Genomic DNA, 25,503 nt, shown 5'->3' on the forward strand with positions numbered 1-25,503 from the left:
CACATGGCTCTCGGACTTGGTTGGAAGCTGAAAGAGGGCACGCTCGGACCCGACGACGTCGTCGCCCCGCACGAACGGCTCGACTGGGGACGCACCGTTGGTCTCGGCGCACAGCACGTCGTCGCGATGTTCGGTGCGACCTTCGTCTTCCCGCTGATCATGGGCCTCAACCCGCAGCTCGCCATCATGATGAGCGGCATCGCGACCATCGCGTTCCTCCTCATCGTCCAGGGCCGCGTGCCCAGCTATCTCGGCACGTCCGCCGCGTTCGTCGGTGGCGTCGCCGCGATCCGCACGCAAGGTGGCGACTCGTCCGAGGTCACCGGCGCGATCCTCGTTGCCGGTGTCGTCCTGGCCCTCGTGGGTGTGGCGATCCACTTCCTCGGCTCGAGCATCCTGCACAAGGTGCTGCCGCCCGTCGTCACCGGCGCCGTCGTCATGCTCATCGGATTCAACCTGGCGCCCGTCGTCGCCAACATCTACTGGCCGCAGGACCAGTGGGTCGCGCTCCTCACGATGCTGTTCGTCATCGTCTGCGCGGTCGCGTTCAAGGGCTTCATCAGCCGGATTGCGATCTTCCTCGCACTCATCTTCGGAACGCTGCTCTCGTGGTTGCTCGACCAGGTGTTCGGTCCCATCACGTCCGTCCTCGGCGGCGCCACCGAGGCGACCGAGCACGTCCGTTGGAACACGGCAGGCATCGGTGACGCCTCCTGGTTCGGCTTCCCGGCCAAGACGGTCTTCAACGCCGACGGCACCGACGTGGCAGGCTGGCACACCCCGACCTTCTCGACCTTTGCGATCCTGCTCGTCCTCCCCGCCGTCATCGCCCTCATCGCCGAGAACACCGGCCACGTCAAGGCCGTCGCCGAGATGACCGGCGCCGACCTCGACAAGGACATGGGTCGCGCGATCGCGGCAGATGGTGTCGGCACGATCCTCGCGTCCTCCGTCGGTGGCTCGCCCACGACGACCTACGCGGAGAACATCGGCGTCATGGCGGCCACCCGCGTCTACTCGACCGCGGCCTACTACGTCGCCGCGATCGTTGCGATCGTCTTCGGCCTCTCCCCCAAATTCGGTGCTCTGGTCGCCTCCGTCCCCGGTGGGGTTCTCGGCGGCATCACGGTCGTGCTCTACGGGATGATCGGCCTGCTCGGCGCCAAGATCTGGAAGGAGAACGGGGTCGACTTCGCGAACCCGATCAACCTCGTTCCCGTTGCGGCCGGCATCGTCATCGGCATCGGTGACGTCAAGCTGAAGTTCAGCGACGACTTCACCCTCAGCGGCATTGCCCTCGGCACGATCGTCGCGATCGGCGCCTACCACCTGGCGCGCGCACTCGCCCCGTCCGACCTGCGCGAGCGCGCGGATGGCGGGGGTGGCGCGGGCGGCACGGCCATCGCCACCGGTGACCGCGTCTATGGCGACGAAGACGGCATCGACGACCTCTACCAGAACAAGCACTGAGGAGCTGACACCCCGACGTGAAGCCCGCTCCTTTCAGGCACCACGCGCCACTCACCCTCGACGAGGCCATCGCAACCTTGAGTGAAGTGGGCCATGACGGCAAGGTCCTCGCCGGAGGGCAAAGCCTCATCCCCGTCCTCAACATGCGGCTCGCCCAACCGGCGCATCTCGTCGACATCAACCGCGTCGCCGCCCTCGACACCGTGACCATCACCGACACCCACGTCCGCGTCGGTGCAACCGTGCGTCACGCTGTCCTGCAAAAACACGACGAGGCGTATGCCGTCCTGCCGGTTCTCCGTCAGGCATTGCGGAACGTGGCCCATCCGGCGATCCGCAACCGCGGCACGACCGTGGGCTCGATCGCCCACGCGGACGCCGCCGGTGAGATGCCGTCGATCGCGGTGCTGACCGACGCCGTCATGGAGATCGCCGGTCCCCGCGGGCGACGCGAAGTGGCGGCCGCGGACTTCTTCGAGGGCCCCCTGCAGACAGTGCTCGAGGCGGACGAGCTGCTCGAGGCGGTGCGCTTTGGTCGGTTCGGTGCCTCAACACGGACGGCCTTCCTCGAATCGGCCCGTCGTCACGGTGACTATGCCCTGGCCGGTGTCGGCGTGGCCGTCGACCTGGACGGGCAGGGTCGCGACGCGGTCGTGCGCCGTGCGCGCGCAGCATACGTCTCCGTCACCGACATCCCAGTTGTCATCGATCTCACCGAAGCCGTTGCGGGACAGTCGATCTCGTCGCTCACAGCAGGTCCTTCCGCCTTGGAAGCGGTTGAGGAACTCGTCCAGGCAGGCATCGCGCCGGAGGCCGACATCCACGCCACCAGCGAGTACCGCCGGATGCTCGCCGCCGAGCTCACTCGGCGCGCGCTCACCCTGGCCACGACCGAGGAGGACGCATGACCGACATTGACCAGAACGCGCTCGTCACGGTCGACGTCACGCTGAGCGTGAACGGCGTCGCCCACACCCGGGCCGTCGAGCCCCGTCGACTCCTGTCCGACTTCCTCCGCCACGACCTGCGCCTCACCGGCACCCATGTCGGCTGTGAGCACGGCGTCTGCGGTGCCTGCACGGTGCTCGTCGACGGCGAGCCCATGCGTTCGTGTCTCATGTTCGCCGTGTCCGCGCAGGAGCACTCGATCACCACGGTCGAGGGGCTCGGCACACAGGAGGCGATGGGTCCGGTGCAGCAGGCGTTCGTCGAGTGCCACGGGCTCCAGTGCGGTTTCTGCACACCGGGATTCGTCACGACCATCACCGCCTTCATCGAGGAGAACCCCGACCCGACGAGCGAGGAGGCTCGTGAGGCAATCTCGGGCAACCTGTGTCGTTGCACCGGCTACCAAAACATCTGCAAGGCCGTCGTGCGCGCTGCCGAGATCAAGCGCAACCTCACGGCCGAGAAGAGCGCGAAGACCGATCAGGGTGACTCGCAGTGAGCACCCGACAGTTCGGCCAGCCGGTCCTTCGCAAGGAGGACCCACGCCTCGTCACCGGCAACGGCCGCTACCTCGACGACCTCGGCCACGACGCCTACGAGGTCGCCTTCGTCCGCAGCCCGCATGCCCACGCGCGCATCACCGACATCGACGTCGATGGCGCGGTCGAGGTCGACGGCGTCGTCGCGGTCTACACACACGAGGACCTCGACCGTCCCGCCGCCGACCGCCTGCCCCTCCTCATCCCCCACCCGAGCATCGAGGCCGGCCGCACCGGCTACGCGCTGGCCAAGGACGAGGTCAACCACGTCGGCGAGGCCATCGTCATGGTCGTCGCGACCAACCGCTACGTCGCCGAGGACGCCGCGCAACGCATCGTCGTCACCTACGACTTCCTCACGCCCGTCGTCGGGGTCGCAACGTCGCGCGATGGCGCCGATCTCGTCCACGACGACGCCCCCGGCAATGTCGCGGCACATCTGCTTCAAGAGGTCGGCAACGTCGAGCCCGCCATGGCCACGGCGCCGCACACGCTCACCCTCGACCTTGAGATCGAACGCAGCGCCTGCATGCCGATGGAAGGCAAAGGCGTTCTCGCGCACTGGGACTCGGACGAGCAGCGCATGCGCATTCACTCGTCGACCCAGACCACCACCGGTGTGCGCGCCGCTGTGGCCGCCAAACTCCAGCTGCCGCTCGCACAGGTCGAATGCATCGCCCCCGACGTCGGCGGCGGGTTCGGCGTCAAGATCATGCACCCCTGGCCCGAAGAGGTGCTCATCCCCTGGGCTTCGCGCCTGCTCAACCACGACGTCAAGTGGACCGAGGACCGGCGCGAGCACTTCACGTCCAGCGCCCACGAGCGCGGCCAACTCCAGCAGGTCACCGTCGGCTTCGACGACGACGGACGACTGCTCGCCCTCGACGTGAAGTTCTGGCACGACAACGGCGCCTATCTCCCCTATGGCGTCATCGTCCCCATCATCACGGCGACCCAGCTGCTCGGGCCCTACAAGCCACAGAATTACCGGGTCGAATTCTGGTCGCTCTACACCAACACCGTCCTCGTCACGCCCTATCGCGGCGCCGGCCGCCCCCAGGGCTGCTTCGCCATGGAGCGGACGATGGACGCCATCGCCGCTGAGCTCGGCCTCGACAGGGCGGAGGTCCGCTCCCGCAACTTCATCCAGCCCGACGAGATGCCCTACGACCAAGGACTCCTCTTCCAGGACGGCCGGCCGCTCAAATACGACTCCGGCGACTTCCCCGCCTCCCTCGCGAAGCTCAAGGCGCTCGTGGGCTGGGACGACTTCACGGCATACCAGGAGGAAGCCCGGTCACAGGGACGAAAGGTGGGTCTGGGTATCGGCTGCTACGTCGAGGGCACCGGCGTCGGCCCCTACGAAGGTGGGCACGTCCACGTCGAGACGAGTGGCCGCGTCAACGTCGCCACGGGCCTCACCACCCAGGGCCAGGGCCACCAGACCATCCTCGCGCAGATCGTCGCCGACGAGCTCGGCGTCTCGATCAACGACGTCTTCGTCACCACGGGAGACACCAGGCGCATGCCGTATGCCGTGGGCACGTTCGCGTCGCGCGGCGCCGTCATGAGCGGCAACGCCGTCGCCCTCGCGGCTCAAGCGGTGCGCGCCAAGGCCCTGCGGATCGCCGCTGACGCCCTGGAGGTCGCCGAGGAGGACCTGCAGATCGAGGACGGCACGATCAGCGTCAAGGGTGCGCCCCATGCCTCGATCGCGCTCTCCACGGTTGCGGTCATGTCCAACCCGCTTCGCTATGCCTTCGACGAATCCGCAAAGGCCGCAACGCAGTTCGCCGGATCCTACGATCCAGACAAGCCGCCGATCGCCGATGACGACGAGCCCGGGCTCGAGGCCAAGGACTTCTATTCGCCCACCCAGGCAACCTTCGCCAACGGGATGCACGCAGCCATCGTCGAGACCGACCCGGTGACGGCCGAGATCCGAATCCTGCGCTACTGCGTCGTCCACGACTGCGGCACCGTCGTCAACCCGATGATCGTCGAGGGACAGGTGCACGGTGGTGTCGCACAGGGCGTGGGTGGCGCCCTCTACGAGCGCATGGCCTATGACGAGAGCGGACAGCTGCTCAACGCGTCGTTCATGGACTTCCTCATGCCCTATGCGTCGGAGGTCCCCCACATCGAGACCGACCACCTCGAGACGCCCTCCCCTCTGAACCCGTTGGGAATCAAGGGCGCCGGCGAGGCCGGGACGATTCCCGTGACTGCCGTCATCGCGTCGGCGATCTCCGACGCCGAGGGCTTCGCCATCCGCTCGATGCCGATCAGCCCCAACGAGCTCTGGGACCTGCGCCGCGAGCATGCCGCCACTGCAACGGCGACTGCCACCGAATTGACTTCGCCCCGCACGACCAAGGAGCACCGATGAAGATTTCCGGCACCGCGACGATGGTGGCCTCCCCCGAGCAGGTGTGGCAGGCCGTCCACGACCCCGAAGCCCTGGCACGCAGCATCCCCGGCTGCGAGAGCCTGCGTGAGCTCTCGCCCGGTCGCTACGCCATGACCGTGATGGCAGGAGTTGCCGCGATCAAGGGCTCCTACGAGGGCGAGGTCGCGGTCAGCGATGTCTCCGAGCCGGACCGCTTCACCATGAAGGCTGATGGCGCGGGTGCGCCGGGCACGATCTCGACCACCGTCGACGTCGCATTGGCAGCGGCAGAAGGTGGCGGGACGACCATCACCTATGAGGCCGATGCCCTCGTCGGTGGACCCATCGGCGGTGTCGGTCAGCGCATGCTCGCCGGCGTGGCCCGCAAGATGGCCGGACAGATGTTCACAGCCCTGGACGACGACATCGCCGGCGTCCGCAGGGAGAAGAAGAAGCCGAAGGGTGGCGTGCTCGTCGACGAGGTCCCCAGCGGCCCTCGTCCCATCAACCCGGTCGGGACGTCCGTCGCCTCGCTCGGCAGTCCGGGCTTCGTCCCCGGGGCGCTGTTCGGTGCGGGCGTCGCCCTCGCCGGCGTCGTCGTCGGCTGGCTCATCGGACGTCGCTGATGCGTGCCCTCACTGCAGCGGCGATCCAGGTCGCGCCCGTGCGCGGCTCACTCACCCCGCAGGTTGTCAAGGCCAACATCGCCCGCTGCATCGACTTCGTGCGGCGCTGCGTGGCCGAGACGGGCGCGGAGCTCGTCGTCCTGCCCGAGTCGGCGACGACGGGGTTCACGCCGGACTGCCCCGCGGAGAACCTCTGGGATCTCGTGAGTGAGCTGCCGGGAGCGATGATCGAGCCGTTCCAGGCCGTGGCCCGCGAGCTGGGGATCGTACTGTGCGTCGGCACCTACGAGCGTGGGCCCGAGCGAGGCATCGTCTACAACGCCTCGGTGCTCATCGACACCGATGGCGCCCTGCTCGGGGTCTATCGCAAGACCCATCCGTTCTGCACCGAAGCGGTCTCCGGAGGTGGTTGGGTCACTCCGGGTGACACGGTCACAGTGTGTGACACCGCCATCGGCCGCATCGGGATGATCATCTGCTTCGACGGCGACTACCCGGAGCTGTCGCGAATCCAGGCCGTCCAGGGCGCCGAGATCATCTGTCGCCCGTCGGCCCTGCTGAGGTCGGCCGACATCTGGGAGCTCACGTCACGGGCCCGCGCCTACGACAATCACGTCTTCGTCATCGGCGCCAACGCCACGGGGATCGACTCTGTCGGCGTCATCTACTTTGGCAACAGCCACATCGTCACGCCGAACGCGACGATCATCGCCAAGGCTGCCTCGCACGAGGGGTGGGTGTCAGCACGGCTAGACCCGGCAACTGCGTTGTCGTCGCTCACCCCGGGCTCCAACATCGGTCAGGGGTTCGATCACCTCCGAGACCGCAACCTCGACCTCATCCGGCGTCATCGGGAGGAGCTCGAGTCACCGGCAAAAACGTCTTTCCCGCACGGAGGCGTGCGGCCCGACCACAAGCCCGAAGGCGACTGACTCGCCTCACCCCGCTTGATGAGAACCTCCTCACCCAAGCCTCATCGTCATGTCATCCGAAGGGTCGAGCGTGATGTCAGTGCCGGGGAACGGCTCCGGCGCCACACATCGGAGGACGTCATGAAGCGCTTCACCACTACGCTGGTCGGCACTGCCCTCGCGCTCGGCGGGACGATCGCGGTCGCCCCGGCCGCGTCCGCCGAGGAGCGGACCTGCCGCGGCTCCATCGGAGCGGTCACCCTTGACAACGTGCGAGTCCCCACCGGTGCGACCTGCACCCTGACCGGAACCATCCTCAAGGGCACGCTCAAGGTCGAGCGGGGCGCCACCCTCACGGCAACTCGGGTGCGGGTCAACGGCAACGTGCAGTCCGAGGGGCACCGGCTCGTCCGCGTCCTCGACTCGCGCGTCGGGGGCAGCATCCAGCTCAAGCAGGGCGGCGCTCTCGACCTGCGACGCAACATCGTCACCGCCGACATCCAGGTCTTCACGAACCGCACCGGGACGAAGACGATCTACACGAACCGCGTCAACGGCAACCTCCAGTGCAAGGAGAACGTTCCCGCACCGGTCGGCAGCGGCAACATCGTCCAGGGCAACAAGGAGGACCAGTGCCGCCGGCTCTGACCCTCCTGCGATGAGGTCGAGGTCGGGCAGCACGCACGGGTTCCCCTGCACCCCGCGTGTTGCCCGATCTCGTCCTGGTCACGTATCCCCCCGGTCACGTATCACCCCGGTCACGCCCGCAGCCGGTAGCCCATCCCTCGCACCGTCTCGATGGCATCGGCACCGATCTTGCGGCGCAGGTATCGGACATAGACGTCGACGACGTTGGAGCCCGGGTCGAAGTCATAACCCCACACATGACTGAGCAGCTGCTCCCGGCTGAGCACATGCCCGGGATGGCGCAGGAACGTCTCGAGCAGCACGAACTCGCGTGAGCTGAGGTCGGTGACCCGCCCCTGCACCCGGGCCTGACGCGTTCGCAGGTCGAGGCGGATGCCCCCGGCGGAGATCTCGTTCACCCCGGAGTCGGGGTCGGGAGCCGCAGCACGAAGCCGCAACCGAACCCGGGCCAGCAGCTCGCCGAACGAGAACGGTTTGGGCATGTAGTCGTCGGCACCGCCCTCGAGGCCCGCGATCGTGTCGGTCACCGAGTCCCGCGCAGTGAGGATGATGACCGGGAGGGTGCTGCCGGACGCCCGCAGCCGCGAGAGCACCTCGAAGCCATCCAGCTCCGGCAGCCCGATGTCGAGCAGCATGAGGTCGTGGCCCCCCGCGAGCGCGAGCGCGAGGGCAGTCGCACCGTCCGACGCGATCTCGGACTGGATGCCGCTCGCCGTGAGGCCCTTGGCGATGAACGCCGAGATCCTCGGCTCGTCCTCCGCAATAAGGACATAGCTCATCTGGACACCTCGCGCGGCTCGTCAAGGAGCGACTCAATGCTCACGTATGCCGGTCCCTCACGGTCCGTGCGATTCTCACCCGAGCGTGCGGCTGACACCTCCGCAGAACCGTCATCACCGCCCTGGCCCTCCCTCGCCTTCTCGCCGGTGTCCTCGACCTCATCTCTGGCGAGGTCGCCCTCGGGCACCTCGATGACGAACCGCGCACCCCCAGCCGGTCCGGCGGCGGTGACCCACGCGGTCCCCCCGTGCGCCGTCGCAATGGCCTGCACGATGGCAAGGCCCAGACCGGTGCCACCCTCCCCGTCGACGTGGTTGCCGCCGCTGTTCCACCGGTCAAAGATGCGGTTGCGATCCTCCGGCGGCACGCCCGGCCCGCTGTCGCGGACCCAGACCTGGACGCCGTTGGGCGTGGAGGCGCAGCCGATGGCCACGACGTCACCCTCGCGTGTGGCCGTGACCGCATTGGCCGCGAGCTGGAGCACTGCCTGGGTGATGCGCCTCGGGTCCACGACGGCAACGATCGAAGGTGCAGAGTCCACCTCCCACGTGCGGTCGCCCAGGGCCTGGGCCTTGTCGAGGGTGCGGCGGACGAGGTCTCCGACATCGGTGGGCTCGGTGGTGAGGAACTCGGGCAAGCGCGCCTTCGCGAGCACCAGGAGGTCCTCGACGAGGCCGCTCATGCGGTCCAGCTCGTCGAGGGCGAGCTCGCGCACGCCCTCGACATCGTCGGCGTCCTCGACGTCCATCACCTCGAGGTGCCCACGGATCACGGTGATGGGTGTGCGCAGCTCGTGGCCCGCGTCGTCGAGCATGCGGCGCTGGGAGCCGATCGCCTCCTGCAGACGATCCAGCATCCCGTTGAAGGTCGTTCCCAGCGAGGCGAGCTCGTCGTCGCCCCGCACGTGGATCCGACCGGTCAGGTCCGAGTCGCTGATCCGGGCGGCCGTGTCGCGCAGCTCGTGGACGGGGCGCAGGATCCGGGCCGCAAGGAGCCAGGCCGCGAGGACGAGCGCTCCCCACGCCAAGGTGGCGGCGACGGCATACGAACGAATGGTGTCGCCGAGCTCGGCCATCTCAAGATCGGTGAAGTAGGCGGCGGTGTAGTGGCTGGCCCGTCCCTCCTTGGTGAACGGCAGCACCGCATAGGTCACCCGACCGTGTCCGGGGACGTCGACGATGCCGAACGACGGTTGCGTGTGGCTCGTGACAGCCGACCGGAAACCGGCGTCGCGATGGAGGGTGCCGCCACCGTCGACCGGGACGAGCGTGACGTCGGGGAGGAAGCCGAGGTGGGTCTCGTGCTCGTCAGGGACATTGCGTTGCATCGAGACCTCGAGGAGACGCTCCGCCGTGGTGAACGGGCCGCCGGTCTCGGGATCGACACCACTGGCGGCCAGCTCGCGGAACTCGGCGATCTCCTGAGCGAGGAGTCTCTCGACGCGGGCGTCGATGCGTTCGCGTTCGACGACGAGGGCTGCGGCGCCGGCTCCCAGGAGCCCGAGCGCCGACAACATCGCCACCGAACCCACGATGCGCACTCGCATCGACAGTGATCGCGCCCCGAGGAAGGCCGGGGGGGCCTCGGCTCGAGCCGGGGCGCCGTCAGTCATCGTCCGCTTCGTCGTCGTCGTCACTCTCGCCATCATCGTCGTCGCCGGTCCCATCATCATCATCGTCCGCGGGCGGTGGTGCGACCGGGACCCGCACGGGAGGTCGCGGCGCGACCCTCACCTTCTTCGTCGGAGCTGGGGCGGCCTTCGGGGCAGGACGTGGCGCGGCCGGCGGAGCTGCGGAGCTCCTCACCGAGGGGGTCGTCGTCGGGGTCGTGGACGGTGTCGGCGCAGCAGACGCCGACGGCGTCGGGGTGACGGTCAGGCTTGGGGTGGGGGTCCCGCTTCTCGAGGGTGCGAGCTCGGCGCGGTCGAGGTCGAGTGACGGCCCGAGGTCAGGCAGGCCGCGTCCGGCCCCGGAGAACGAGACCACGACGAGGGCCGCGACAGTCGCGGCCAGCACCCAGGCCGTGAGGACCAGTCGGCGTTGCGTCATACCTCCATGGTCACAAGACCTGACGTCCACGTCTGCCCTCTGGCCATGAGAGTCCTCTCATTCGCCATGAGAGTCCTCTCATCCGCGTCTCATCCACAGTGAGCCGAAGAGCGAGCGGATCCTGCGGGCTGCGCCAACGTGACCGACAGCGCAGTGCGCGAGTGGGAGCTGCGCGCCGTCGCTCGCGGATCCAGCACGATCCGCGGGAGCTCCCCCGACTTCGTTGTCACCGTGGTCGTGCACTGACACGAACGCTTCGCCCACACCCTCGACCGACCTAGCCAAGTCTGGCTAAACTAGCCTCATGCCCACTCAGGTCAACGTCCACGAGGCGAAGTCCCAGCTGTCCAAGCTCATCGAGAAGGTCCTCGCGGGTGAGCAGGTGACGATCGCCCGCGCAGGCAAGCCGGTCGTCGACCTCGTCCCGCACCAAGAGCCCAAAATCATCTTCGGCGTCGAAGGCTGGATTGGGGTCGAGTACGACCCAGATCTCTTCGACGGCATCGATCCCGAGATCCAGGAGATGTTCTACGGCAAGGACTGGGACAAGTGATCCTGCTCGACACAAGCGCGCTGTTGTGGTTCTTCACCAGGGATCCACGCATGGGGCCTGCCTCCCAAGAAGCCCTCCGCGGGTCGACCTCGCCAGTCCACTTCTCTGCCATCAGCATCGTCGAATTCACGATCAAGGAGATGATCGGAAAGCTGCAACTCATGGCTCCTGCTGCTGAGTCAGCACGCCGAGCCGGAATGCGAGAGCTGCCCTTCACGGCAGATCACGCCGCTGGCCTCGAGGCCTTCCCAGCGCTTGTGCGGCACGACCCTTTTGACCGGATGCTCTTGGCCCAGGCCCGAATTGAGGGCATGCGCCTCCTCACCTCTGACCGGGTCCTGCTTGCCGCCGAGCCCGAACTGACGATCGACGCCCGGGCCTGACGCACCTCACCTGAATCACCGGGTTGGCGGGTTGTGCGCTGACCACTGCGATCCGTTGGCACTCATTGCCAAGGCGAGCGGCCGGCATACCCCGATTGAATCTCTGTCATGGCGCAGCGACGAATCAGGATCGGGATCGACACGGGCGGGACGTTCACCGACGTCGTGGCGTTCGACGAGGACTCTGGTGAGCTCGTCACGACCAAGACGCCGAGCACGCCGAGCAATCCGGCGGACGGATTCATCAACGGCATCGAGAAGGTCCTCGGTCTGATGCAGGCGAGCGGCGACGACATCACCGCCGTCTGCCACGGGACGACCGTCGCGACCAACAAGCTCCTCGAGGGCAAGGTCGAGCAGCTCGGGTTCATCACGACGCAGGGCTACGAGTTCATGCTCGAGATCGCTCGCCAGGCGGTGCCCGACGGCTATGGCAACTCCTACTTCTGGGTGAAGCCTCCTCGCATCGTCGCCGCCGACCACGTCCGGACGGTGGGCGGGCGCATGGACTTCGAGGGCAACGAGATTCGCCCGTTCGATGAGGAGAGCGCGACCGTTGCTGCCCGCTGGTTCAAGGAGCGCGGCATCACGACGATCGGGGTCTGTTTCCTGCATTCGTATGCCGCCGACGACCACGAGTTGCGGATGCGCGAGATCCTGCGTCGCGAGCACCCCGACGCCATCGTGTCGATCTCGAGTGAGGTGCTGCGTGAGTACCGCGAGTACGAACGGTCGATGACGACACTCGTCGACGCCGCCGTGAAGCCGAACGTCAGCCGCTATGTGAGCAACATCCACAGCCGGCTCGAAGGCTTCACCGGCGGGTCCGGACGCGAGATCCCCTTCTACATCATGAAGTCCAACGGGGGCGTCCTCTCGGCGGATGAGGTTGTGCACCAGCCCATCACCACCGTGCTGTCAGGTCCGGCGGCCGGCGCCCTCGGTGCAGCGCTCATCGCGCAGAAGGCGGGCTTCGACAAGGTGCTCACATGTGATGGCGGCGGCACCTCGACCGATGTCTCCGTGGTCCTCGACGGCGAGCCGACGCTCACGACCGAGGGCACCGTCGGCGCCTACCCGAGCAAGATCCCGATGATCGACGTCGTGACTGTGGGCGCCGGCGGCGGCTCCATCGCGTGGGTCTCCCCCGAGGGCGCGCTCAAGGTCGGACCTCATTCGGCCGGCGCGGACCCGGGTCCGCTCTGCTACGGCAAGGGCGGCCCGGAAGGTGGCCTGCCCACGATCACCGACGCCCAGCTCGTCCTGGGTCGCATCCCTCCGCACCTGCTCGGCGGCGAGATCCCACTCGATGTCGAGGCTGCTCGGAACGGCATCGAGGCACTGGCCGACCGGCTCGGACTCGACTTCGAGCGTTGTGCCACAGGCATTCTCGAGATCTCGGCCTGGAACCAGGCCAACGCCCTGCGGCAGGTGAGCGTCAAGCGCGGGCTCGACGTCCGTGACTTCATGCTCACGACGTTCGGTGGGTCCGGCTCGCTGCTCGCCTGCCTGCTCGTGGACATCCTCGACCTCGCCGGGGTGGTTGTCCCGCAGAACCCGGGCAACGTCAGTGCCTTCGGCCTGCTCACCGTCGACGTGAAGAACGACTACGTCCAGACGCAGGTTGCCAAGCAGTCAGCCCTCGACCACGCGGCGATCGAGAAGACGTTCACCGGGCTCACCGAGCGCGCCGCTGCCGCGCTCGACAAGGAAGGCTTCGCCCGCTCCGAGCACCAGTTCACGCGCACGGTCGACCTGCGCTACTTCGGTCAGGCCTACGAGGTGCGCGTCCTGGCGCCCGCTGACGCGCCGGTGAACGATGCGTATGCCGCACAGGTCGCCGAGGCGTTCCACGACGCCCACAACCAGCTCTATGGCTACGACTTCCGGAGCGACCCGACCCAACAGGTCGAGTGGGTCAACCTCCGCGTCACCGGCGTCGGTCCCATCACGCGACCCGAGCTCACCCGACACGACCCCCCGGGATGGTGGGCGCTTGCGGACCCGCCCCACCGCCAAGTCTGCTTCGACGCCGACGAAGGTTACCTACCGACGCCCATCATCAACCGGACCGACCTCATGGCCGAAGTGCGCCTGACCGGCCCGGCGATTATTGAAGAGTTCGGATCCACGGTGCCCGTCCACCCCGGTTTCGAGGTCCGTGTCGACGAGTACCTCAACCTCGTCATCACCAAGGTCGCCACGGTGACCGCGGCAACAGAGGATGCGCGATGAACACGGCTGGCCTGCCCACGGCATACGAGCACGGAAAGCGCCTCACCGAGCCCGGAAGCACGGTTGACCCGATCCTCGTCGAGATCGTCCAGGGCACTCTCGCGAGCGTCGAGATGGAGGTCGAGACCGCGATCGCCCGCACTTCCCGCTCCCCCATGATCCGCGACGCGCACGACTTCCGCGCCGGCATTCACGACCGCCAGTTGCGCAAACTCACCGGCCGTTCCTACTCGGCGCTCGTGCACCCGATCGTGCGCGACTTCCCGTTGGAGGAGATGGTCGAGGGCGACGTCTTCTTCCACAACGACGTCTATGAGTCCGAGGGCGGCATCGGCCACCTGCCCGACCTCTGCGTCACGGTTCCAGTCTTCCACGAGGGCACAGTCGTCGCGTTCGTCCAGGCGTTCGGTCACCACGACGACATCGGCGGTGCAGTCCCGGGATCCATGCCGAGCAACGCCACGAGTGTGCACGAGGAGGGACTGTCTGTCCCGCCGATCAAGTTGTGGGACAGGGGAGTTCCCAACAAGGCTGCCTTGCGGATCATGACCCGCAACTCGCGCATGCCGGACAGCCTCGCCGCCGACCTCGACGCCGAGTGCTCCGCCTGCCTCATGGGGGCGCGACGCCTCTCGGATCTCTTCACGCGCTACGGACGCGACGACATCGAGACCGCCTTCGACGCGATCCTCGACAGCACCACCGAGACCTACCGGCGCGAGATCCTCAGCAAGATCCCTGAGGGCACCTACGTCTGGGAGGACTACGCCGAGCACGACGGCGTCGACCAGCCCAGGCTCCACACGCAGCGGATCACCCTGACCAAGGTCGATGACGCGCCAGCCGACCCGGAGACCAACTTCCTCGGCGGTGCGCGGTTGATCGTCGACTTCACCGGGACGGCGCCGCAGGCCAAGGGGCCGATCAATCACTGCGGCGACTACGTCGGTGGCAACTTCCTCAAGAAGTGGCTCGCGCCGATCCTGCGCAACCTCGCGGACACCCCCGAGCGCATGGCCGAGCTCGACGTCAACGAGGGCATCGTGCCGCTCATCGAGATGCGCTTCCCCGAGAAGGGCACGCTGCTCACCCCGATCTATCCGGCGCCCACCAACGCACGCACCTTCGTCATCCTGCGGTTGCTCGGCGTGCTTGCCGGTGTCGTCGCGAAGGCCGTCGACGGCCAGATGCCGGCCGACCAGGAAACGATCCGCTACACGGGCGTCTACGGCAAGGACCGGGACGGCAACGACTACCTCATGCGCGAGGTCCTGGGAGGCGGCTCGGGAGGGCGCTACTACGCCGACGGTGAGGACACCATCCACGTCGTCCCCGACTCCCGCAATCTCCCGACGGAGTTCACCGAGTCACGCTTCCCGTTCATCGTCGAGCGGCTCGGGCTGGCGGTGGATTCCGGTGGTGCGGGCCGCTATCGGGGCGGCCTGGGCTACGAGAAGCAGATAAGGATGCTCCAGGACGCCCACTTCATGTCGATCGCCGACCGCTCGATCCTCGCGTGTTGGGGACTCAAGGGCGGCAAGGCGGGTATGCCGTTCAGTGTCGTCATCGATCCCGGCGGTCCGCAGGAGCGCGAGGTCGACGCCTTGGCCGACTCCGAACCGGTCCGTGCCGGTCAGCTGATCCGTATTCGCACTACGGGTGGCGGCGGCTGGGGCGACCCGCTCGAGCGTCCTCTCGACGAGGTCGAACGGGACCTCACCTGGGGCAAGGTGTCGCTGGAAGGTGCGCGGACGGCATACGGCGTCGTGGCCTCTGGCGGCAAGGACGACGTGAGCATCGACGTCGCGGCGAGCGAGGCGCTGCGAGAGCAGCTGCGGCAAGAGCGCGGCGACGAGCCGTTCTTCGACCGCGGACCCGGCTACGCCCAACTCGCCCAGGGCGCCCGCGCCAGTGAGTACGACTGGATGTGAGCAGGGCTTGACCGAGGTCCTCGTCATCGGCGCGGCCGGCAAGACCGGCCGCGCCGTGACGCGCGCTCTCGTCGAACGCGGTGTCGGCGTGCGTGCCGCGGTCCGCCCCGGGAGCCGTTCCCTGATTTATGGGGACCGGGTTCGTGCCGTGTCCGTCGAGCTCGTGACCGGGAGTGGTCTGGAGGCGGCCGTGGCGGGCGTGTCCGCGATCTATCACCTCGCGCCCAACGTGCATCCGGACGAGGTCTTGATCGCAACGCGTGTCGCTGAATCCGCACTGCGACAGGGGGTTTCACGCTTTGCCTACCACTCCGTCCTTCACCCCGACGATGCGTCGATGCCACACCATCTGCGCAAGGCACAGGCCGAGAGGTCGATCCGCGCACGGCTGGAGTCGGCCACGATCCTGCGCCCTGCAGCCTATCTGCAGAACCTTGAGCACGCCGCACGTCAGGGACGGATCGAGGTGCCCCATTCGCTGGACGCACCCTTCACGAATGTCGATCTCGACGACGTCGCCGTGGTGGCCGCTCGGGTGCTGACCGAGGACGGGCATGAGGGCGCAACGTATGACCTCGCAGGCGCAGAACGGATGTCCGTGCGCGACATGGCAGAGGTCGCCACTGACGTCCTTGGCAGGCACGTCGAGGCGGCCAGCATGTCACTGGACGACTGGATGACCGGACCCGGCGCCGATCAGTCGGAGCAGGCCAGGCACGACCTCGTGGCGATGTTCCGGAGCTACGACCACGGCGGGCTCGTCGGTGATCCGAGTGCACTCCGCCAGATGCTCGGGCGTGAACCCCGGACCTGGCGCGACGTTCTTGCCTGAGTGCCGGGCGTGCGCCCCGGGCCAGCGATACCTTGGGCAGACCCACGGCTCGAGAGGCTCGAGAGGCTCGACATGGATGTCTCGACGTTCTATGCACTGTTCTCCGCCACGTGCTTCACGCTCGTCGGGCTGTGGTGGACCGTGGTCCAGAGATACGAGGCGTGGCTGCGCTCCCCCACGGGTCGCCGTGATGCCGGAGGGATCTACCTCGCCTTCCTCCTGCCCGCGCTCATGGGGCTCTTCGCGCAGATCGGCGGAACGACCAGCCCGCACATCTGGCGGGCGAGCTTCGTCATCGTGGCGGCGCTCGGGTGCTGGTCCACGCTGCGCCTGCTGCAGCGCGCACACGCCGATGGTGATGCCGGCACCTTTGCCCGCCACCGGTGGATCGCCGCCGTCATCTATGCGGCCATCGCCGTCCTCGGTGTCGCGCCTGAGCTGGCCAAACCGCTTGGGGTGACGCCCCTCCAGGCCGAGGCGACGCTGCTCATCCTGCTGGTGGCCCTCGCCCACTGGCTCGTGTGGGAGTTCATGACTCACGCAGAACCCGAGGGCCGAGCCTAAATCCTCGCCTTGTGTGCCTCAGAGCGCGCTATGGCGGGCTTCCAGCCACACAGGGCAGCGTCGTGCGCTATCTTGTGTCGCATGGTACCCAGCGACGACGCCATCCTGACGCACCTGCGTCGCGGTGCCCTGGAGTACTGCGTCCTCGCGATGCTCCAGGAGCAGGAGCTCTATGGGCTCGACATCGCCCGGCGCCTCACCGTCGACGGGATCCTCATGTCGGGCGAGGGCACGCTCTATCCGCTGCTCGCCCGGCTGCGCAAGGCCGGACTTGTCGACACGAAGTGGCAGGAGTCGGTCGAGGGACCGCCACGTCGCTACTACTCGCTCACCCATGACGGGCGCTCCGCCCTCGAAGCCTTCACCCGCACCTGGAAACCGTTCCGCGACGCGGTCGACACCGCCATCCAAGGGGGCACGCCATGACCTCAGCAGTCACTCACCCACTCGTCAGCGCCTATCTGCGTGACCTCGAAATGCTGCTCCACGGGGTCGAGCCCGGCGAACGCGCAGAGGTCCTCGGCGGCGTGCGCGAGCACCTCGATGCCTCACTCGTGCCCGGAGCCACCGACGACGACGTGCGCGCGGTGCTCGCCGAACTCGGCTCACCGTATTCCGTCGCAGACGAGGCGTATGCCGGCCGCACCAGTCCCACTCCCATCGCGCCGCCCCGGGCCTCTGCTCCACGGACTTGGCAGGCCCACACAGCAGTGGCCATCAACGCCGCATGCCTCGCCTTCCTATTGCTGCCCCTCACGTTCGGGATGCAGGGCCCCTCCGGACTGTTGTCCGCTAGCTGGCTTTTCTTCCTGCCATGGATCGCGGTGTGTGCGCTGAGCGCAGCTACTTCCGTGTGGACATCCAAACAGCAACTCGCATCGGTCCTCGTCATCCCGGCCACCCTTCTGACACTCTCCGCCGCCATCGGAGTCATGCTCGCGCTCGTGGGCCCGAGCCCGATCAATTTCGTGCCCGTCATCGCCGTCCTGGGCGGGGCCGTGTGGCTGCTGGTGAGACTCAGCCGCAGCGCAGCGCGCGCCGCGAACACCTGAGCACACGGCATACGCGAATCGCCTTTGGCAGAAGGTGCCACCGTGTGACGTTCGTCTTGCCACGACCTGACCGATCACCCGACCCGCTTCGCTCCCTAGGCTCGACCCCACGCGCACCAAAAGGAGCTTGAGCCGTGACCGGACCCCTGCAGGACCTCACCGTCGTCGACCTCTCACGAGCTCTCGCCGGCCCCCATGCCGCGATGATGCTGGGAGACATGGGTGCTCGCGTCATCAAGGTCGAGAGCCCCGGCACCGGTGACGACACCCGCGGCTGGGGACCGCCTTTCGTCGGTCCCGAGGACGACCCCATCTCGACCTACTTCCTCGCAGCCAACCGCAACAAGGAGTCGATCACCCTCGACCTCAAGTCCGACGACGGCCGCGACGTCCTGACCAAGCTCGTGCAGCGCTCCGACGTCCTCATCGAGAACTTCCGCCCGGGCGTCCTCGACCGCCTCGGCTTCACCGTCGAGCGGCTCCAAGAGCTCAACCCGCGCCTCGTCGTCCTCGCGATCAGCGGGTTCGGCCACGACGGGCCCCAGGGTGGTCGCGCCGGCTACGACCAGATCGCCCAGGGCGAGGCGGGCCTCATGTCGGTCACGGGACCCAGTGCTGACGAACCCACCCGCATCGGCGTCCCCATCGGCGACCTGCTCGCCGGCATGTATGGCGCCTACGGAGTCGTCTCCGCCCTCCACGAGCGCAACACGACCGGCAAGGGTCGGGTGGTCCGCACGAGTCTGCTCGCAGCGGTCGTCGGCGCACACGCCTTCCAGGGCACGGCATACACGGTCGCTGGTCACGTCGGGCACGCCCAGGGCAACCACCACCCGGCGCTCTCGCCCTACGGACTGTTCCACTGCGAGGACGGAGACATCCAGATCGCGTGCGGCTCCGAGTCGCTCTGGGTCACGCTCGCGGAGGGCTTCAGCATCGACCCCAGGACCCCCGGTCTCGCCACCAACCGCGAACGCGTCGCCCACCCCGACCTCGTCCGCTCGAGGCTCAACAGCGCCTTCTCGACGTGGCGCCTCGACGACCTCCTCCCCCGCCTCGCGGAGCTCGGCATCCCCTCAGGCGAGGTCCGGACCATCGACCGGGTCTATGACTGGGACCAGACCCGCTCGCAAGGACTCGTCCTCGATGTCGACCACCCGGTCCTCGGGTCCATCGAGATCCCCGGTCCGCCGATCCGCCTTGACGACAACGCTTTTGCTGGCGGACGTGAGACGCACCTCGCTCCTCCCACGCTCGGCCAGCACAACGACAGTGTGCGGGCGTGGCTCGCCGAGGAGGACCCGTCATGACCGCCACGCCCAGCGACCCCGGCAAGCCAGCCACGCCCTCCCGCCCCACGTCCGCTGAGCTCATCGCCGCAGTCCTCGACGACGGCATCTGGCAGTCCTGGGACGAGCGGCCGCTCGCTGTGGCCGAACCCGACAGCCTTTATGCCGCAGAGCTCGCCGCCGCTGCCGAGAAGGCCGGCACGGACGAGTCCATCGTCACCGGGGAGGGCCGGATCGGCGGCCACCGGGTCGCTGTCATCGCCGGGGAGTTCCGCTTCATGGCCGGCTCGATCGGGGTCGCCGCGGCCGAACGCATCGTCCTCGCGTTCGAGCGGGCCACCGAGGAACGACTGCCGCTCTTCGCTGCGCCCGCATCGGGTGGCACCCGCATGCAGGAGGGCACGCCCGCGTTCGTGACGATGGTCAAGATCTCGGCTGCCGTGGCGGCCTACAAGCGGGAACACCTGCCCTACATCACCTACCTGCGCCACCCCACGACTGGCGGGGTGTTCGCCTCGTGGGGCTCACTCGGCCATGTCACAGTGGGCGAGCCGGGTGCCACGATCGGCTTCCTCGGCGCCCGCGTCTACGAAGCGCTCTACGGTCAACAGTTCCCCGATGGCGTCCAGACCGCTGAGAACCTCTTCGCCCACGGGCTGCTCGACGCCGTCCTCCCCGTCGAGCTGCTCACCGAGACCGCGGCGCGCTTCCTCGACCTCGTCCTCGCTCCTCACGACAGCAAGCCCGCCCCCGAGGTCCCCCGCGAGCAGCTCCCCGACATCGCTGCTTGGGAGTCAATCCTGTTGTCCCGCAAACCCTCTCGCCCCGGAGTGCGCGCCCTGCTCAAGCTCGGCGCCACCGACGTGCTGCCCCTCTTCGGCACCGGTGCGGGCGAATGGGACCGGTCGTTGTTCCTCGCGCTCGCCCGCTTCGAGGGCACGCCCTGCGTCGTCCTGGGTCAGGACCGCCGGGGCGAGCAGACCGAAGCACCTCTCGGTCCGTCCGGACTTCGCGTCGCTCGGCGCGGCATGAAGCTCGCCACCGAGCTCAACCTGCCCCTCGTGAGCATCATCGACACGGCCGGCGCGGCACTGTCCAAGGAGGCCGAGGAGGGTGGCATGGCCGGCGAGATCGCCCGGTGCCTGTCAGAGCTCGTCGTCCTCGACGTTCCCACCGTCTGCGTCCTGCTCGGTCAGGGCACGGGCGGCGGCGCACTTGCCCTCATGCCCGCCGACCGCGTCATCAGCGCCCAGCACTCGTGGCTCTCTCCGCTCCCGCCGGAGGGCGCCTCCGCGATCCTCCATCGCACCCCCGATCGAGCACCCGAGCTCGCCGAACGCCAACGGGTCCGATCCCTCGACCTCCTCGAGGACGGGATCATCGACCGCATCGTCGCCGAGCGCCCGGACGCCTCTCAGGAACCAGAAGCCTTCTGCCAACGGATGGGTCAGGCGATCCGCCACGAGCTGGCCGAGCTCTCCGAGGTCGAACCCACCCAGCGCCTCACCGACCGGCACACGCGATACCGCCAACTCGGTCGTGGCAGCGGTCCTACGCTGAAGCGTGGCGTCTGACCCTCCCGTCCCCCGGCAGGAAGTCCGCTTCTGTCGGTCCAGCGACGGGGTGCAGATCGCCTATGCCATCCACGGTTCCGGCCCGCCGCTCGTCGTCGACTCGTGTTGGCTGAGCCACCTGCAGTACGACTGGGCCTCACCCGTCTGGCGCCACTATCTTGTCGAGTGGGGTCGCTCGCACACCGTCATCCGCTTCGACGAGCGTGGCCACGGACTGTCCGACCGCGGCGTCGAGGACCACAGTCTCGAGGTGCGCCTCGCCGACCTCGAGGCCGTCGTCGACGATGCCGAGCTCGCCCGCTTCGACCTCCTCGCCATGGCCCAGGGTGGCCCGGTCGCCATCGCGTATGCCGCTCGCCACCCTGAGCGCATCTCTCGACTCGCCTTCTATGGCAGCTATTCGGGCCAGCAGTCCAAGGACCCGGACGCGGCCGAGATGGACGACACCCTCGACGCCCTCATCAAGGTCGGGTGGGCACGACCGGACTCGGCCTTCCGCCGGGTGTTCACATCGCTCATGATCCCCGGCGCGACCGAGGAGCAGCACGTCTGGCTCGACGAGCTGCAGCGCAACGCAACCTCCGCAGACACCGCCCGGACCTCCCGCCGCCAACGCCTCGCGACCGATGCCTCCCACCTGCTCGACCAACTCACTGCAGCAACCCTCGTCCTGCACTCGCGTGGTGACCGGATGAATGACTTCTCCGAGGCCCGCTACCTCGCGAGTCACATCGCGGGCGCGCGACTCGTCGCCCTCGAGAGCGACAACCACATCGTCCTCGAGGACGAACCCGCCTGGCCTGCCTTCCAGGAGGCGCTGCGAGCCTTCCTCGACGAACCCGAGCGCCCAGCCTCTGCCGCGCCCACCCCGACGGAGTCCTCCACGCTCGCCACCCTGTCTGCTCGTGAGCGCGAGATCCTGGGCCTCGCCGCTCGCGGTCTCGACAACGACGAGATCGCCGCCGAGCTCGTGCTCAGCCCTCGCACGGTCGAGCGGCACTTCAGCAATCTCTACGCGAAGCTCGACCTCCACGGGAAGTCGGCGCGCACGGCCGCCGTCGCACGCCTCCTCACCTCGCGCTGAGCAGGTCTCGCGGCTACGCGTATGCCGCCACCGCACCATCGAGCCCCCCTCACCGTTGCGTGCACGCGCCGATGTGACGGGCACCTCCGCATTCCTAGGTTGAGTGGATCAACCATCACCGAAGGAAGGCACTCCGATGAGCACCACGACCCCAACCCCACGAGCCACCGACGACGCCGCACTCAAGGCCAAGCACCGTGCGATGTGGGCGCTCGGCAACTACCCCGCCGTCGCCAGCGAAATCATCGCGTCGCTCGGCCCGATCCTCGTCGATGCCGCCAGCGTCGGTGCAGGACAGCGCATCCACGACGTCGCAGCCGGGTCCGGCAATGTCGCGATCCCCGCGGCCCGCACCGGCGCGGACGTCGTGGCCACCGACCTCACACCCGAGCTCCTTGCCGAGGGCGAGCGCGTTGCCGACGGCGAAGGACTCCACATCACCTGGCTCGCCGCCGACGCCGAGGACCTGCCGTGCGAGGACGGAGAGTTCGACACCGTGCTCTCCTGTGTCGGCGTGATGTTCGCGCCGCACCACCAGCCGGTCGCGGACCAGCTCATGCGGGTCTGTCGCCCCGGCGGCACCATCGGCCTCATCAGCTGGACGCCCGAAGGGTTCATCGGGCAGATGTTCGCGACGATGAAGCCCTATGCGCCGCCGCCTCCTCCCGGCGCCCAGCCGCCCCCGCTCTGGGGTCACGTCGACCACGTACAGGACCTCTTCGGAGATCGCGTCAGGATCACGAAGGCGGTCCAGCAGGACCTCGTCGTCGACCAGTTCCCGACACCGCAGCACTTCGTCGACTTCTTCAAGGAGAACTACGGCCCGACGATCGCGGTCTACCGCTTCATCGCCGAGGACCCCGAGCGCGTCGCCGCACTGGACGCCGACCTCCTCGCGCTCGCCGAGCGCTTCGACCGTGGCACCGAAGGCACCGTCCTCGACTGGGAGTACCTCCTCGTCATCGCCACCCGCACCTGAGTGCGTGAACTGCCCTGCGACACCTGCCAAACGGGAGGGCGTCGCCTGTCAGGTGATGCCAACGCCGGACCGCAGCCGTCTCCCTAGGCTCGCGGCAACGGCATACCGACGGGGTATGCCGGCCGGTCCCGGAGGTGAGCGCGTGCGAGTTCTCGTAGCACTCGGCGGCAATGCCATGACCTCGCCCGAGGGGTCGGCGCACCCTGCCGACCAGGTGCGGGCCATCACCGAGGCGATGGAGCACGTCGCCGAGCTGGTCGCCGCCGGGCACGAGGTCGTCCTCACCCACGGCAACGGCCCCCAGGTGGGCAACCTCCTCGTCAAGAACGAGCTGGCTGCCCAGGTCGTCCCGCCCGTGCCACTGGATTGGTGCGGCGCGCAGACGCAGGGGACGATCGGCTTCACGATGCTGGACGCGCTCGAGCCAGCGCTTGCTCGTCGCGGGGTCGCGCGCCCGGTTGCAGCCCTCGTGACTCGGACCCTCGTCGACGCCGACGATCCCCATTTCCGCGAACCCAGCAAGCCGATCGGTCGCTACCTGCCGGCTGCCGAGGCGCAGCAGATGATCGAGCACGGCCAGCACTGGGAGGACCGCGGCGACAAGGGGTGGCGCCGCGTCGTGGCGTCGCCGGAGCCGCGCGAAGTCCTCGACCTGCCCGCCATCCGCGCCCTCGTCGACGCTGGCCAGGTCGTCGTCGCGGCCGGTGGCGGCGGCATCCCGGTCGTCCGCGAGTCAGACGGAGCCCTGCGTGGCGTCGAGGCCGTCATCGACAAGGACCTCACCGCAGCGTTGCTCGCCGAGGCGCTGGCCTGCGACATCCTCATCATCGCCACTGACGTCGACCACGCGATGGTCGACTACGGCACGCCGGACGAGCGTCCGCTCGAGTTCACCTCGCTCGCCCAGATGCAGGCGTATGCCGCAGCCGGCCAGTTCACGTCCGGCTCGATGGGTCCCAAGGTCGACGCCGCGATGCGCTTCGCCGAGTCAGGCGGCCGAAGCATCATCACCTCACTCGCCCACATCACCGACGCCGTCGAGCGAGAGTTCGGCACGGTCATCGACACGAGCCCAGAAGATTGACCCCTCCACAGAAAGGTCCAGCCGTGCCAGAAGCCATCGAGGTCCGCAAGGTTCCGCTCCACAGTGTCTCCGACGCCTCCGAGCTCGCGAAGCTCATCGACGACGGGGTGATGGAGGCAGGCCGCGTCATCGCCATCATCGGCAAGACCGAGGGCAACGGTGGGGTCAACGACTACACCCGGATCATTGCGGACCGGGCCTTTCGTGAGGTGCTCATCGAGAAGGGCGCACCGGCCGACCAGGTCAAGCAGGTGCCCATCGTCTGGTCGGGCGGAACCGATGGCATCATCAGCCCGCACGCCACGATCTTTGCGACCGTCCCGGCCGACAAGGCGGAGCAATCCGACGAGCCACGACTCACCGTCGGCTTCGCCATGAGCGAAGCGATTCTCCCCGAGGAGATCGGCTACGTCGGCATGGTCACCAAGGTCGCCGACGCCGTGAAGGTCGCCATGGAGCGCGCCGGGATCACCGACCCCGCCGACGTTCATTACGTGCAGACCAAGACGCCGCTGCTGACGATCCACACCATCCGTGATGCGAAGTCACGTGGGCAAAAGGTCTGGACCGAGCACACGCACGAGTCGATGGACCTCTCCAACGGCACGACCGGACTCGGCATCGCCGTGGCACTCGGCGAGATCGAGATGCCGACCGACGAGGACGTCATGCACAACCGGTCGCTGTTCTCCGCAGTAGCCTCCTGCTCCTCAGGCGTCGAGCTCGACCAGGCGCAGGTCGTCGTCGTCGGCAACGCTCGCGGGGTCGGTGGCCGCTATCGCATCGGCCACTCGGTCATGCGCGACGCCCTCGACGCCGACGGCATCTGGGAGGCCATCAAGGACGCCGGTCTCGAACTGCCCGACCGCCCCCACACCAGTGACATCAAGGGTCGGCTCGTCAACGTCTTCCTCAAGTGCGAGGTGAGCCAGGACGGCCAGGTCCGTGGCCGGCGCAACGCGATGCTCGACGACTCCGACGTCCACTGGCACCGCCAGATCAAGGCGACCGTCGGTGGCGTCACCGCGTCAGTGACCGGAGACCCGGCCGTGTTCGTGTCAGTCTCGGCCGCTCACCAAGGCCCCGACGGTGGCGGCCCCGTGGCAGCAATCATCGACCTCGGCGAAGGCGAGCCCACTGGCTACGCCGCCCCCGGCGCCCCCTAGTCCCCCCCACCTGATCCCACCACCACTGGTTGCGCATCACAGTCGCAGCCGCCACTAGTCGCGCATTGCGACCGCGACGCCAGATCGCGGTCGCAATGCGCAATCAGTGGCAATCAGGTGATCCTCAGAGGGGGCCGTTCCACTGGCCCAGCTGCGTCACCGACGCGTCGGCGTGGGCCTGGGTCCCGCCCCCCGCCTCCTTGTAGCCCCTGTCATGGCCGAACTTGCGGTCGTAGAGCCATGCGCCGATGAGCACGACGCCGAGCACGATCCCTGTGATGATCCAGAACATGTCCCCTGCTCCTCACCGCCGGTGCGAACGTCCGACCGTTGCGCCAAGTGTGGCACCCCAGCTGTGCGGAACGACAGGGTTTTGAGCAGGACCTACTGCACCCTAGGTGGGGTGATCACCCCACCT

25 protein-coding genes are annotated in these 25,503 nt (G+C 68.0%); 21 read left to right on the plus strand and 4 right to left on the minus strand.

What is annotated here, in order from left to right:
• Positions 1 to 3 precede the first annotated feature (3 nt).
• From V6K52_RS15285 to V6K52_RS15315, 7 genes are all read left to right on the plus strand, one after another.
• Entirely contained in the window at positions 4 to 1,470 is a 1,467-nt protein-coding gene (locus tag V6K52_RS15285; RefSeq protein WP_353950976.1) for a solute carrier family 23 protein, read from the plus strand.
• Between the two features lie 17 nt (positions 1,471 to 1,487).
• A complete protein-coding gene (locus V6K52_RS15290; RefSeq protein ID WP_353950977.1) occupies positions 1,488 to 2,378 on the plus strand; it encodes an FAD binding domain-containing protein in 891 nt (296 codons plus the stop codon).
• Complete coding sequence (locus V6K52_RS15295; protein ID WP_353950978.1) at positions 2,375 to 2,917, plus strand: (2Fe-2S)-binding protein; 543 nt, start codon at positions 2,375 to 2,377, stop codon at positions 2,915 to 2,917. The genes V6K52_RS15290 and V6K52_RS15295 overlap by 4 nt, the downstream gene beginning before the upstream one ends.
• Positions 2,914 to 5,346 carry an aerobic carbon-monoxide dehydrogenase large subunit gene (cutA, locus tag V6K52_RS15300; RefSeq protein WP_353950979.1) on the plus strand — a complete coding sequence of 811 codons (2,433 nt, stop codon included), beginning with the start codon at positions 2,914 to 2,916 and terminating at the stop codon, positions 5,344 to 5,346. Before V6K52_RS15295 ends, cutA begins: the two co-directional genes overlap by 4 nt.
• A complete protein-coding gene (locus V6K52_RS15305) occupies positions 5,343 to 5,972 on the plus strand; it encodes a carbon monoxide dehydrogenase subunit G (protein ID WP_353950980.1) in 630 nt (209 codons plus the stop codon). The genes cutA and V6K52_RS15305 overlap by 4 nt, the downstream gene beginning before the upstream one ends.
• Entirely contained in the window at positions 5,972 to 6,904 is a 933-nt protein-coding gene (locus tag V6K52_RS15310) for a carbon-nitrogen hydrolase family protein (RefSeq protein WP_353950981.1), read from the plus strand. The genes V6K52_RS15305 and V6K52_RS15310 overlap by 1 nt, the downstream gene beginning before the upstream one ends.
• A gap of 120 nt (positions 6,905 to 7,024) precedes the next feature.
• Entirely contained in the window at positions 7,025 to 7,531 is a 507-nt protein-coding gene (locus V6K52_RS15315) for a hypothetical protein (RefSeq protein ID WP_353950982.1), read from the plus strand.
• Between the two features lie 110 nt (positions 7,532 to 7,641).
• Here V6K52_RS15315 and V6K52_RS15320 read toward each other — a convergent pair whose 3' ends face one another.
• The 3 genes from V6K52_RS15320 to V6K52_RS15330 are packed head-to-tail and all read right to left on the minus strand — an operon-like array spanning position 7,642 to position 10,359.
• Entirely contained in the window at positions 7,642 to 8,310 is a 669-nt protein-coding gene (locus tag V6K52_RS15320; protein ID WP_353950983.1) for a response regulator transcription factor, read from the minus strand.
• Entirely contained in the window at positions 8,307 to 9,947 is a 1,641-nt protein-coding gene (locus tag V6K52_RS15325; protein WP_353950984.1) for a HAMP domain-containing sensor histidine kinase, read from the minus strand. The genes V6K52_RS15320 and V6K52_RS15325 overlap by 4 nt, the downstream gene beginning before the upstream one ends.
• Positions 9,916 to 10,359, minus strand: coding sequence for a hypothetical protein (locus V6K52_RS15330; protein ID WP_353950985.1), 444 nt, complete (start codon positions 10,357 to 10,359; stop codon positions 9,916 to 9,918). Before V6K52_RS15330 ends, V6K52_RS15325 begins: the two co-directional genes overlap by 32 nt.
• A 304-nt stretch (positions 10,360 to 10,663) precedes the next feature.
• Here V6K52_RS15330 and V6K52_RS15335 point away from each other — a divergent pair, with 304 nt between their 5' ends.
• From V6K52_RS15335 to V6K52_RS15400, 14 genes are all read left to right on the plus strand, one after another.
• The gene (locus V6K52_RS15335) at positions 10,664 to 10,912 is read left to right on the plus strand and encodes a type II toxin-antitoxin system prevent-host-death family antitoxin (RefSeq protein ID WP_353950986.1); all 249 of its coding nucleotides are present in this window, start codon (positions 10,664 to 10,666) and stop codon (positions 10,910 to 10,912) included.
• Positions 10,909 to 11,295 (plus strand): type II toxin-antitoxin system VapC family toxin, encoded by a 387-nt coding sequence (locus V6K52_RS15340; RefSeq protein WP_353950987.1) that lies wholly within the window; start codon positions 10,909 to 10,911, stop codon positions 11,293 to 11,295. The genes V6K52_RS15335 and V6K52_RS15340 overlap by 4 nt, the downstream gene beginning before the upstream one ends.
• A 108-nt stretch (positions 11,296 to 11,403) precedes the next feature.
• Positions 11,404 to 13,530, plus strand: coding sequence for a hydantoinase/oxoprolinase family protein (locus V6K52_RS15345; protein ID WP_353950988.1), 2,127 nt, complete (start codon positions 11,404 to 11,406; stop codon positions 13,528 to 13,530).
• The gene (locus tag V6K52_RS15350) at positions 13,527 to 15,461 is read left to right on the plus strand and encodes a hydantoinase B/oxoprolinase family protein (RefSeq protein WP_353950989.1); all 1,935 of its coding nucleotides are present in this window, start codon (positions 13,527 to 13,529) and stop codon (positions 15,459 to 15,461) included. Before V6K52_RS15345 ends, V6K52_RS15350 begins: the two co-directional genes overlap by 4 nt.
• A gap of 7 nt (positions 15,462 to 15,468) precedes the next feature.
• A complete protein-coding gene (locus V6K52_RS15355; RefSeq protein WP_353950990.1) occupies positions 15,469 to 16,293 on the plus strand; it encodes an NmrA family NAD(P)-binding protein in 825 nt (274 codons plus the stop codon).
• Between the two features lie 72 nt (positions 16,294 to 16,365).
• Positions 16,366 to 16,857, plus strand: a complete 492-nt coding sequence (locus tag V6K52_RS15360; RefSeq protein WP_353950991.1) for a hypothetical protein — start codon at positions 16,366 to 16,368, stop codon at positions 16,855 to 16,857.
• 81 nt (positions 16,858 to 16,938) lie between these two features.
• Complete coding sequence (locus V6K52_RS15365) at positions 16,939 to 17,283, plus strand: PadR family transcriptional regulator (RefSeq protein ID WP_353950992.1); 345 nt, start codon at positions 16,939 to 16,941, stop codon at positions 17,281 to 17,283.
• On the plus strand, positions 17,280 to 17,909 hold the full coding sequence (locus V6K52_RS15370; RefSeq protein WP_353950993.1) for a hypothetical protein: 630 nt from the start codon (positions 17,280 to 17,282) through the stop codon (positions 17,907 to 17,909). The genes V6K52_RS15365 and V6K52_RS15370 overlap by 4 nt, the downstream gene beginning before the upstream one ends.
• 134 nt (positions 17,910 to 18,043) lie before the next feature.
• Positions 18,044 to 19,219, plus strand: a complete 1,176-nt coding sequence (locus V6K52_RS15375) for a CoA transferase (protein ID WP_353950994.1) — start codon at positions 18,044 to 18,046, stop codon at positions 19,217 to 19,219.
• Positions 19,216 to 20,772 (plus strand): carboxyl transferase domain-containing protein, encoded by a 1,557-nt coding sequence (locus V6K52_RS15380; RefSeq protein ID WP_353950995.1) that lies wholly within the window; start codon positions 19,216 to 19,218, stop codon positions 20,770 to 20,772. Before V6K52_RS15375 ends, V6K52_RS15380 begins: the two co-directional genes overlap by 4 nt.
• Positions 20,762 to 21,856: an alpha/beta fold hydrolase gene (locus tag V6K52_RS15385; RefSeq protein ID WP_353950996.1), complete on the plus strand. Its 1,095-nt coding sequence runs from the start codon at positions 20,762 to 20,764 to the stop codon at positions 21,854 to 21,856. Before V6K52_RS15380 ends, V6K52_RS15385 begins: the two co-directional genes overlap by 11 nt.
• Before the next feature lie 136 nt (positions 21,857 to 21,992).
• The gene (locus V6K52_RS15390) at positions 21,993 to 22,835 is read left to right on the plus strand and encodes a class I SAM-dependent methyltransferase (RefSeq protein WP_353950997.1); all 843 of its coding nucleotides are present in this window, start codon (positions 21,993 to 21,995) and stop codon (positions 22,833 to 22,835) included.
• Positions 22,836 to 22,950: 115 nt separating this feature from the next.
• The gene (arcC, locus tag V6K52_RS15395) at positions 22,951 to 23,919 is read left to right on the plus strand and encodes a carbamate kinase (RefSeq protein WP_353950998.1); all 969 of its coding nucleotides are present in this window, start codon (positions 22,951 to 22,953) and stop codon (positions 23,917 to 23,919) included.
• A gap of 23 nt (positions 23,920 to 23,942) precedes the next feature.
• Positions 23,943 to 25,085 carry a ring-opening amidohydrolase gene (locus tag V6K52_RS15400; protein WP_353950999.1) on the plus strand — a complete coding sequence of 381 codons (1,143 nt, stop codon included), beginning with the start codon at positions 23,943 to 23,945 and terminating at the stop codon, positions 25,083 to 25,085.
• 124 nt (positions 25,086 to 25,209) lie between these two features.
• On the opposite strand, the gene V6K52_RS15405 is transcribed toward V6K52_RS15400, so the two are convergent.
• Positions 25,210 to 25,377 carry a hypothetical protein gene (locus tag V6K52_RS15405; RefSeq protein WP_353951000.1) on the minus strand — a complete coding sequence of 56 codons (168 nt, stop codon included), beginning with the start codon at positions 25,375 to 25,377 and terminating at the stop codon, positions 25,210 to 25,212.
• Positions 25,378 to 25,503 lie beyond the last annotated feature (126 nt).

The sequence above is a fragment of the Knoellia sp. S7-12 genome, from assembly GCF_040518285.1.
Classification (GTDB): Bacteria; Actinomycetota; Actinomycetes; order Actinomycetales; family Dermatophilaceae; genus Knoellia.

Excerpts from the sequence above, each read along its gene's own strand:
- V6K52_RS15315 (WP_353950982.1), top strand. The coding sequence starts at position 7,025 with ATGAAGCGCTTCACCACTACGCTGGTCGGCACTGCCCTCGCGCTCGGC.
- V6K52_RS15405 (WP_353951000.1), bottom strand. The coding sequence starts at position 25,377 with ATGTTCTGGATCATCACAGGGATCGTGCTCGGCGTCGTGCTCATCGGC.
- V6K52_RS15335 (WP_353950986.1), top strand. The coding sequence starts at position 10,664 with ATGCCCACTCAGGTCAACGTCCACGAGGCGAAGTCCCAGCTGTCCAAG.
- V6K52_RS15320 (WP_353950983.1), bottom strand. The coding sequence starts at position 8,310 with ATGAGCTATGTCCTTATTGCGGAGGACGAGCCGAGGATCTCGGCGTTC.
- V6K52_RS15310 (WP_353950981.1), top strand. The coding sequence starts at position 5,972 with ATGCGTGCCCTCACTGCAGCGGCGATCCAGGTCGCGCCCGTGCGCGGC.
- V6K52_RS15295 (WP_353950978.1), top strand. The coding sequence starts at position 2,375 with ATGACCGACATTGACCAGAACGCGCTCGTCACGGTCGACGTCACGCTG.
- V6K52_RS15360 (WP_353950991.1), top strand. The coding sequence starts at position 16,366 with ATGGATGTCTCGACGTTCTATGCACTGTTCTCCGCCACGTGCTTCACG.
- V6K52_RS15350 (WP_353950989.1), top strand. The coding sequence starts at position 13,527 with ATGAACACGGCTGGCCTGCCCACGGCATACGAGCACGGAAAGCGCCTC.
- V6K52_RS15330 (WP_353950985.1), bottom strand. The coding sequence starts at position 10,359 with ATGACGCAACGCCGACTGGTCCTCACGGCCTGGGTGCTGGCCGCGACT.
- V6K52_RS15345 (WP_353950988.1), top strand. The coding sequence starts at position 11,404 with ATGGCGCAGCGACGAATCAGGATCGGGATCGACACGGGCGGGACGTTC.
- V6K52_RS15390 (WP_353950997.1), top strand. The coding sequence starts at position 21,993 with ATGAGCACCACGACCCCAACCCCACGAGCCACCGACGACGCCGCACTC.
- V6K52_RS15365 (WP_353950992.1), top strand. The coding sequence starts at position 16,939 with ATGGTACCCAGCGACGACGCCATCCTGACGCACCTGCGTCGCGGTGCC.
- arcC (WP_353950998.1), top strand. The coding sequence starts at position 22,951 with ATGCCGGCCGGTCCCGGAGGTGAGCGCGTGCGAGTTCTCGTAGCACTC.
- V6K52_RS15380 (WP_353950995.1), top strand. The coding sequence starts at position 19,216 with ATGACCGCCACGCCCAGCGACCCCGGCAAGCCAGCCACGCCCTCCCGC.
- V6K52_RS15370 (WP_353950993.1), top strand. The coding sequence starts at position 17,280 with ATGACCTCAGCAGTCACTCACCCACTCGTCAGCGCCTATCTGCGTGAC.
- V6K52_RS15305 (WP_353950980.1), top strand. The coding sequence starts at position 5,343 with ATGAAGATTTCCGGCACCGCGACGATGGTGGCCTCCCCCGAGCAGGTG.
- V6K52_RS15285 (WP_353950976.1), top strand. The coding sequence starts at position 4 with ATGGCTCTCGGACTTGGTTGGAAGCTGAAAGAGGGCACGCTCGGACCC.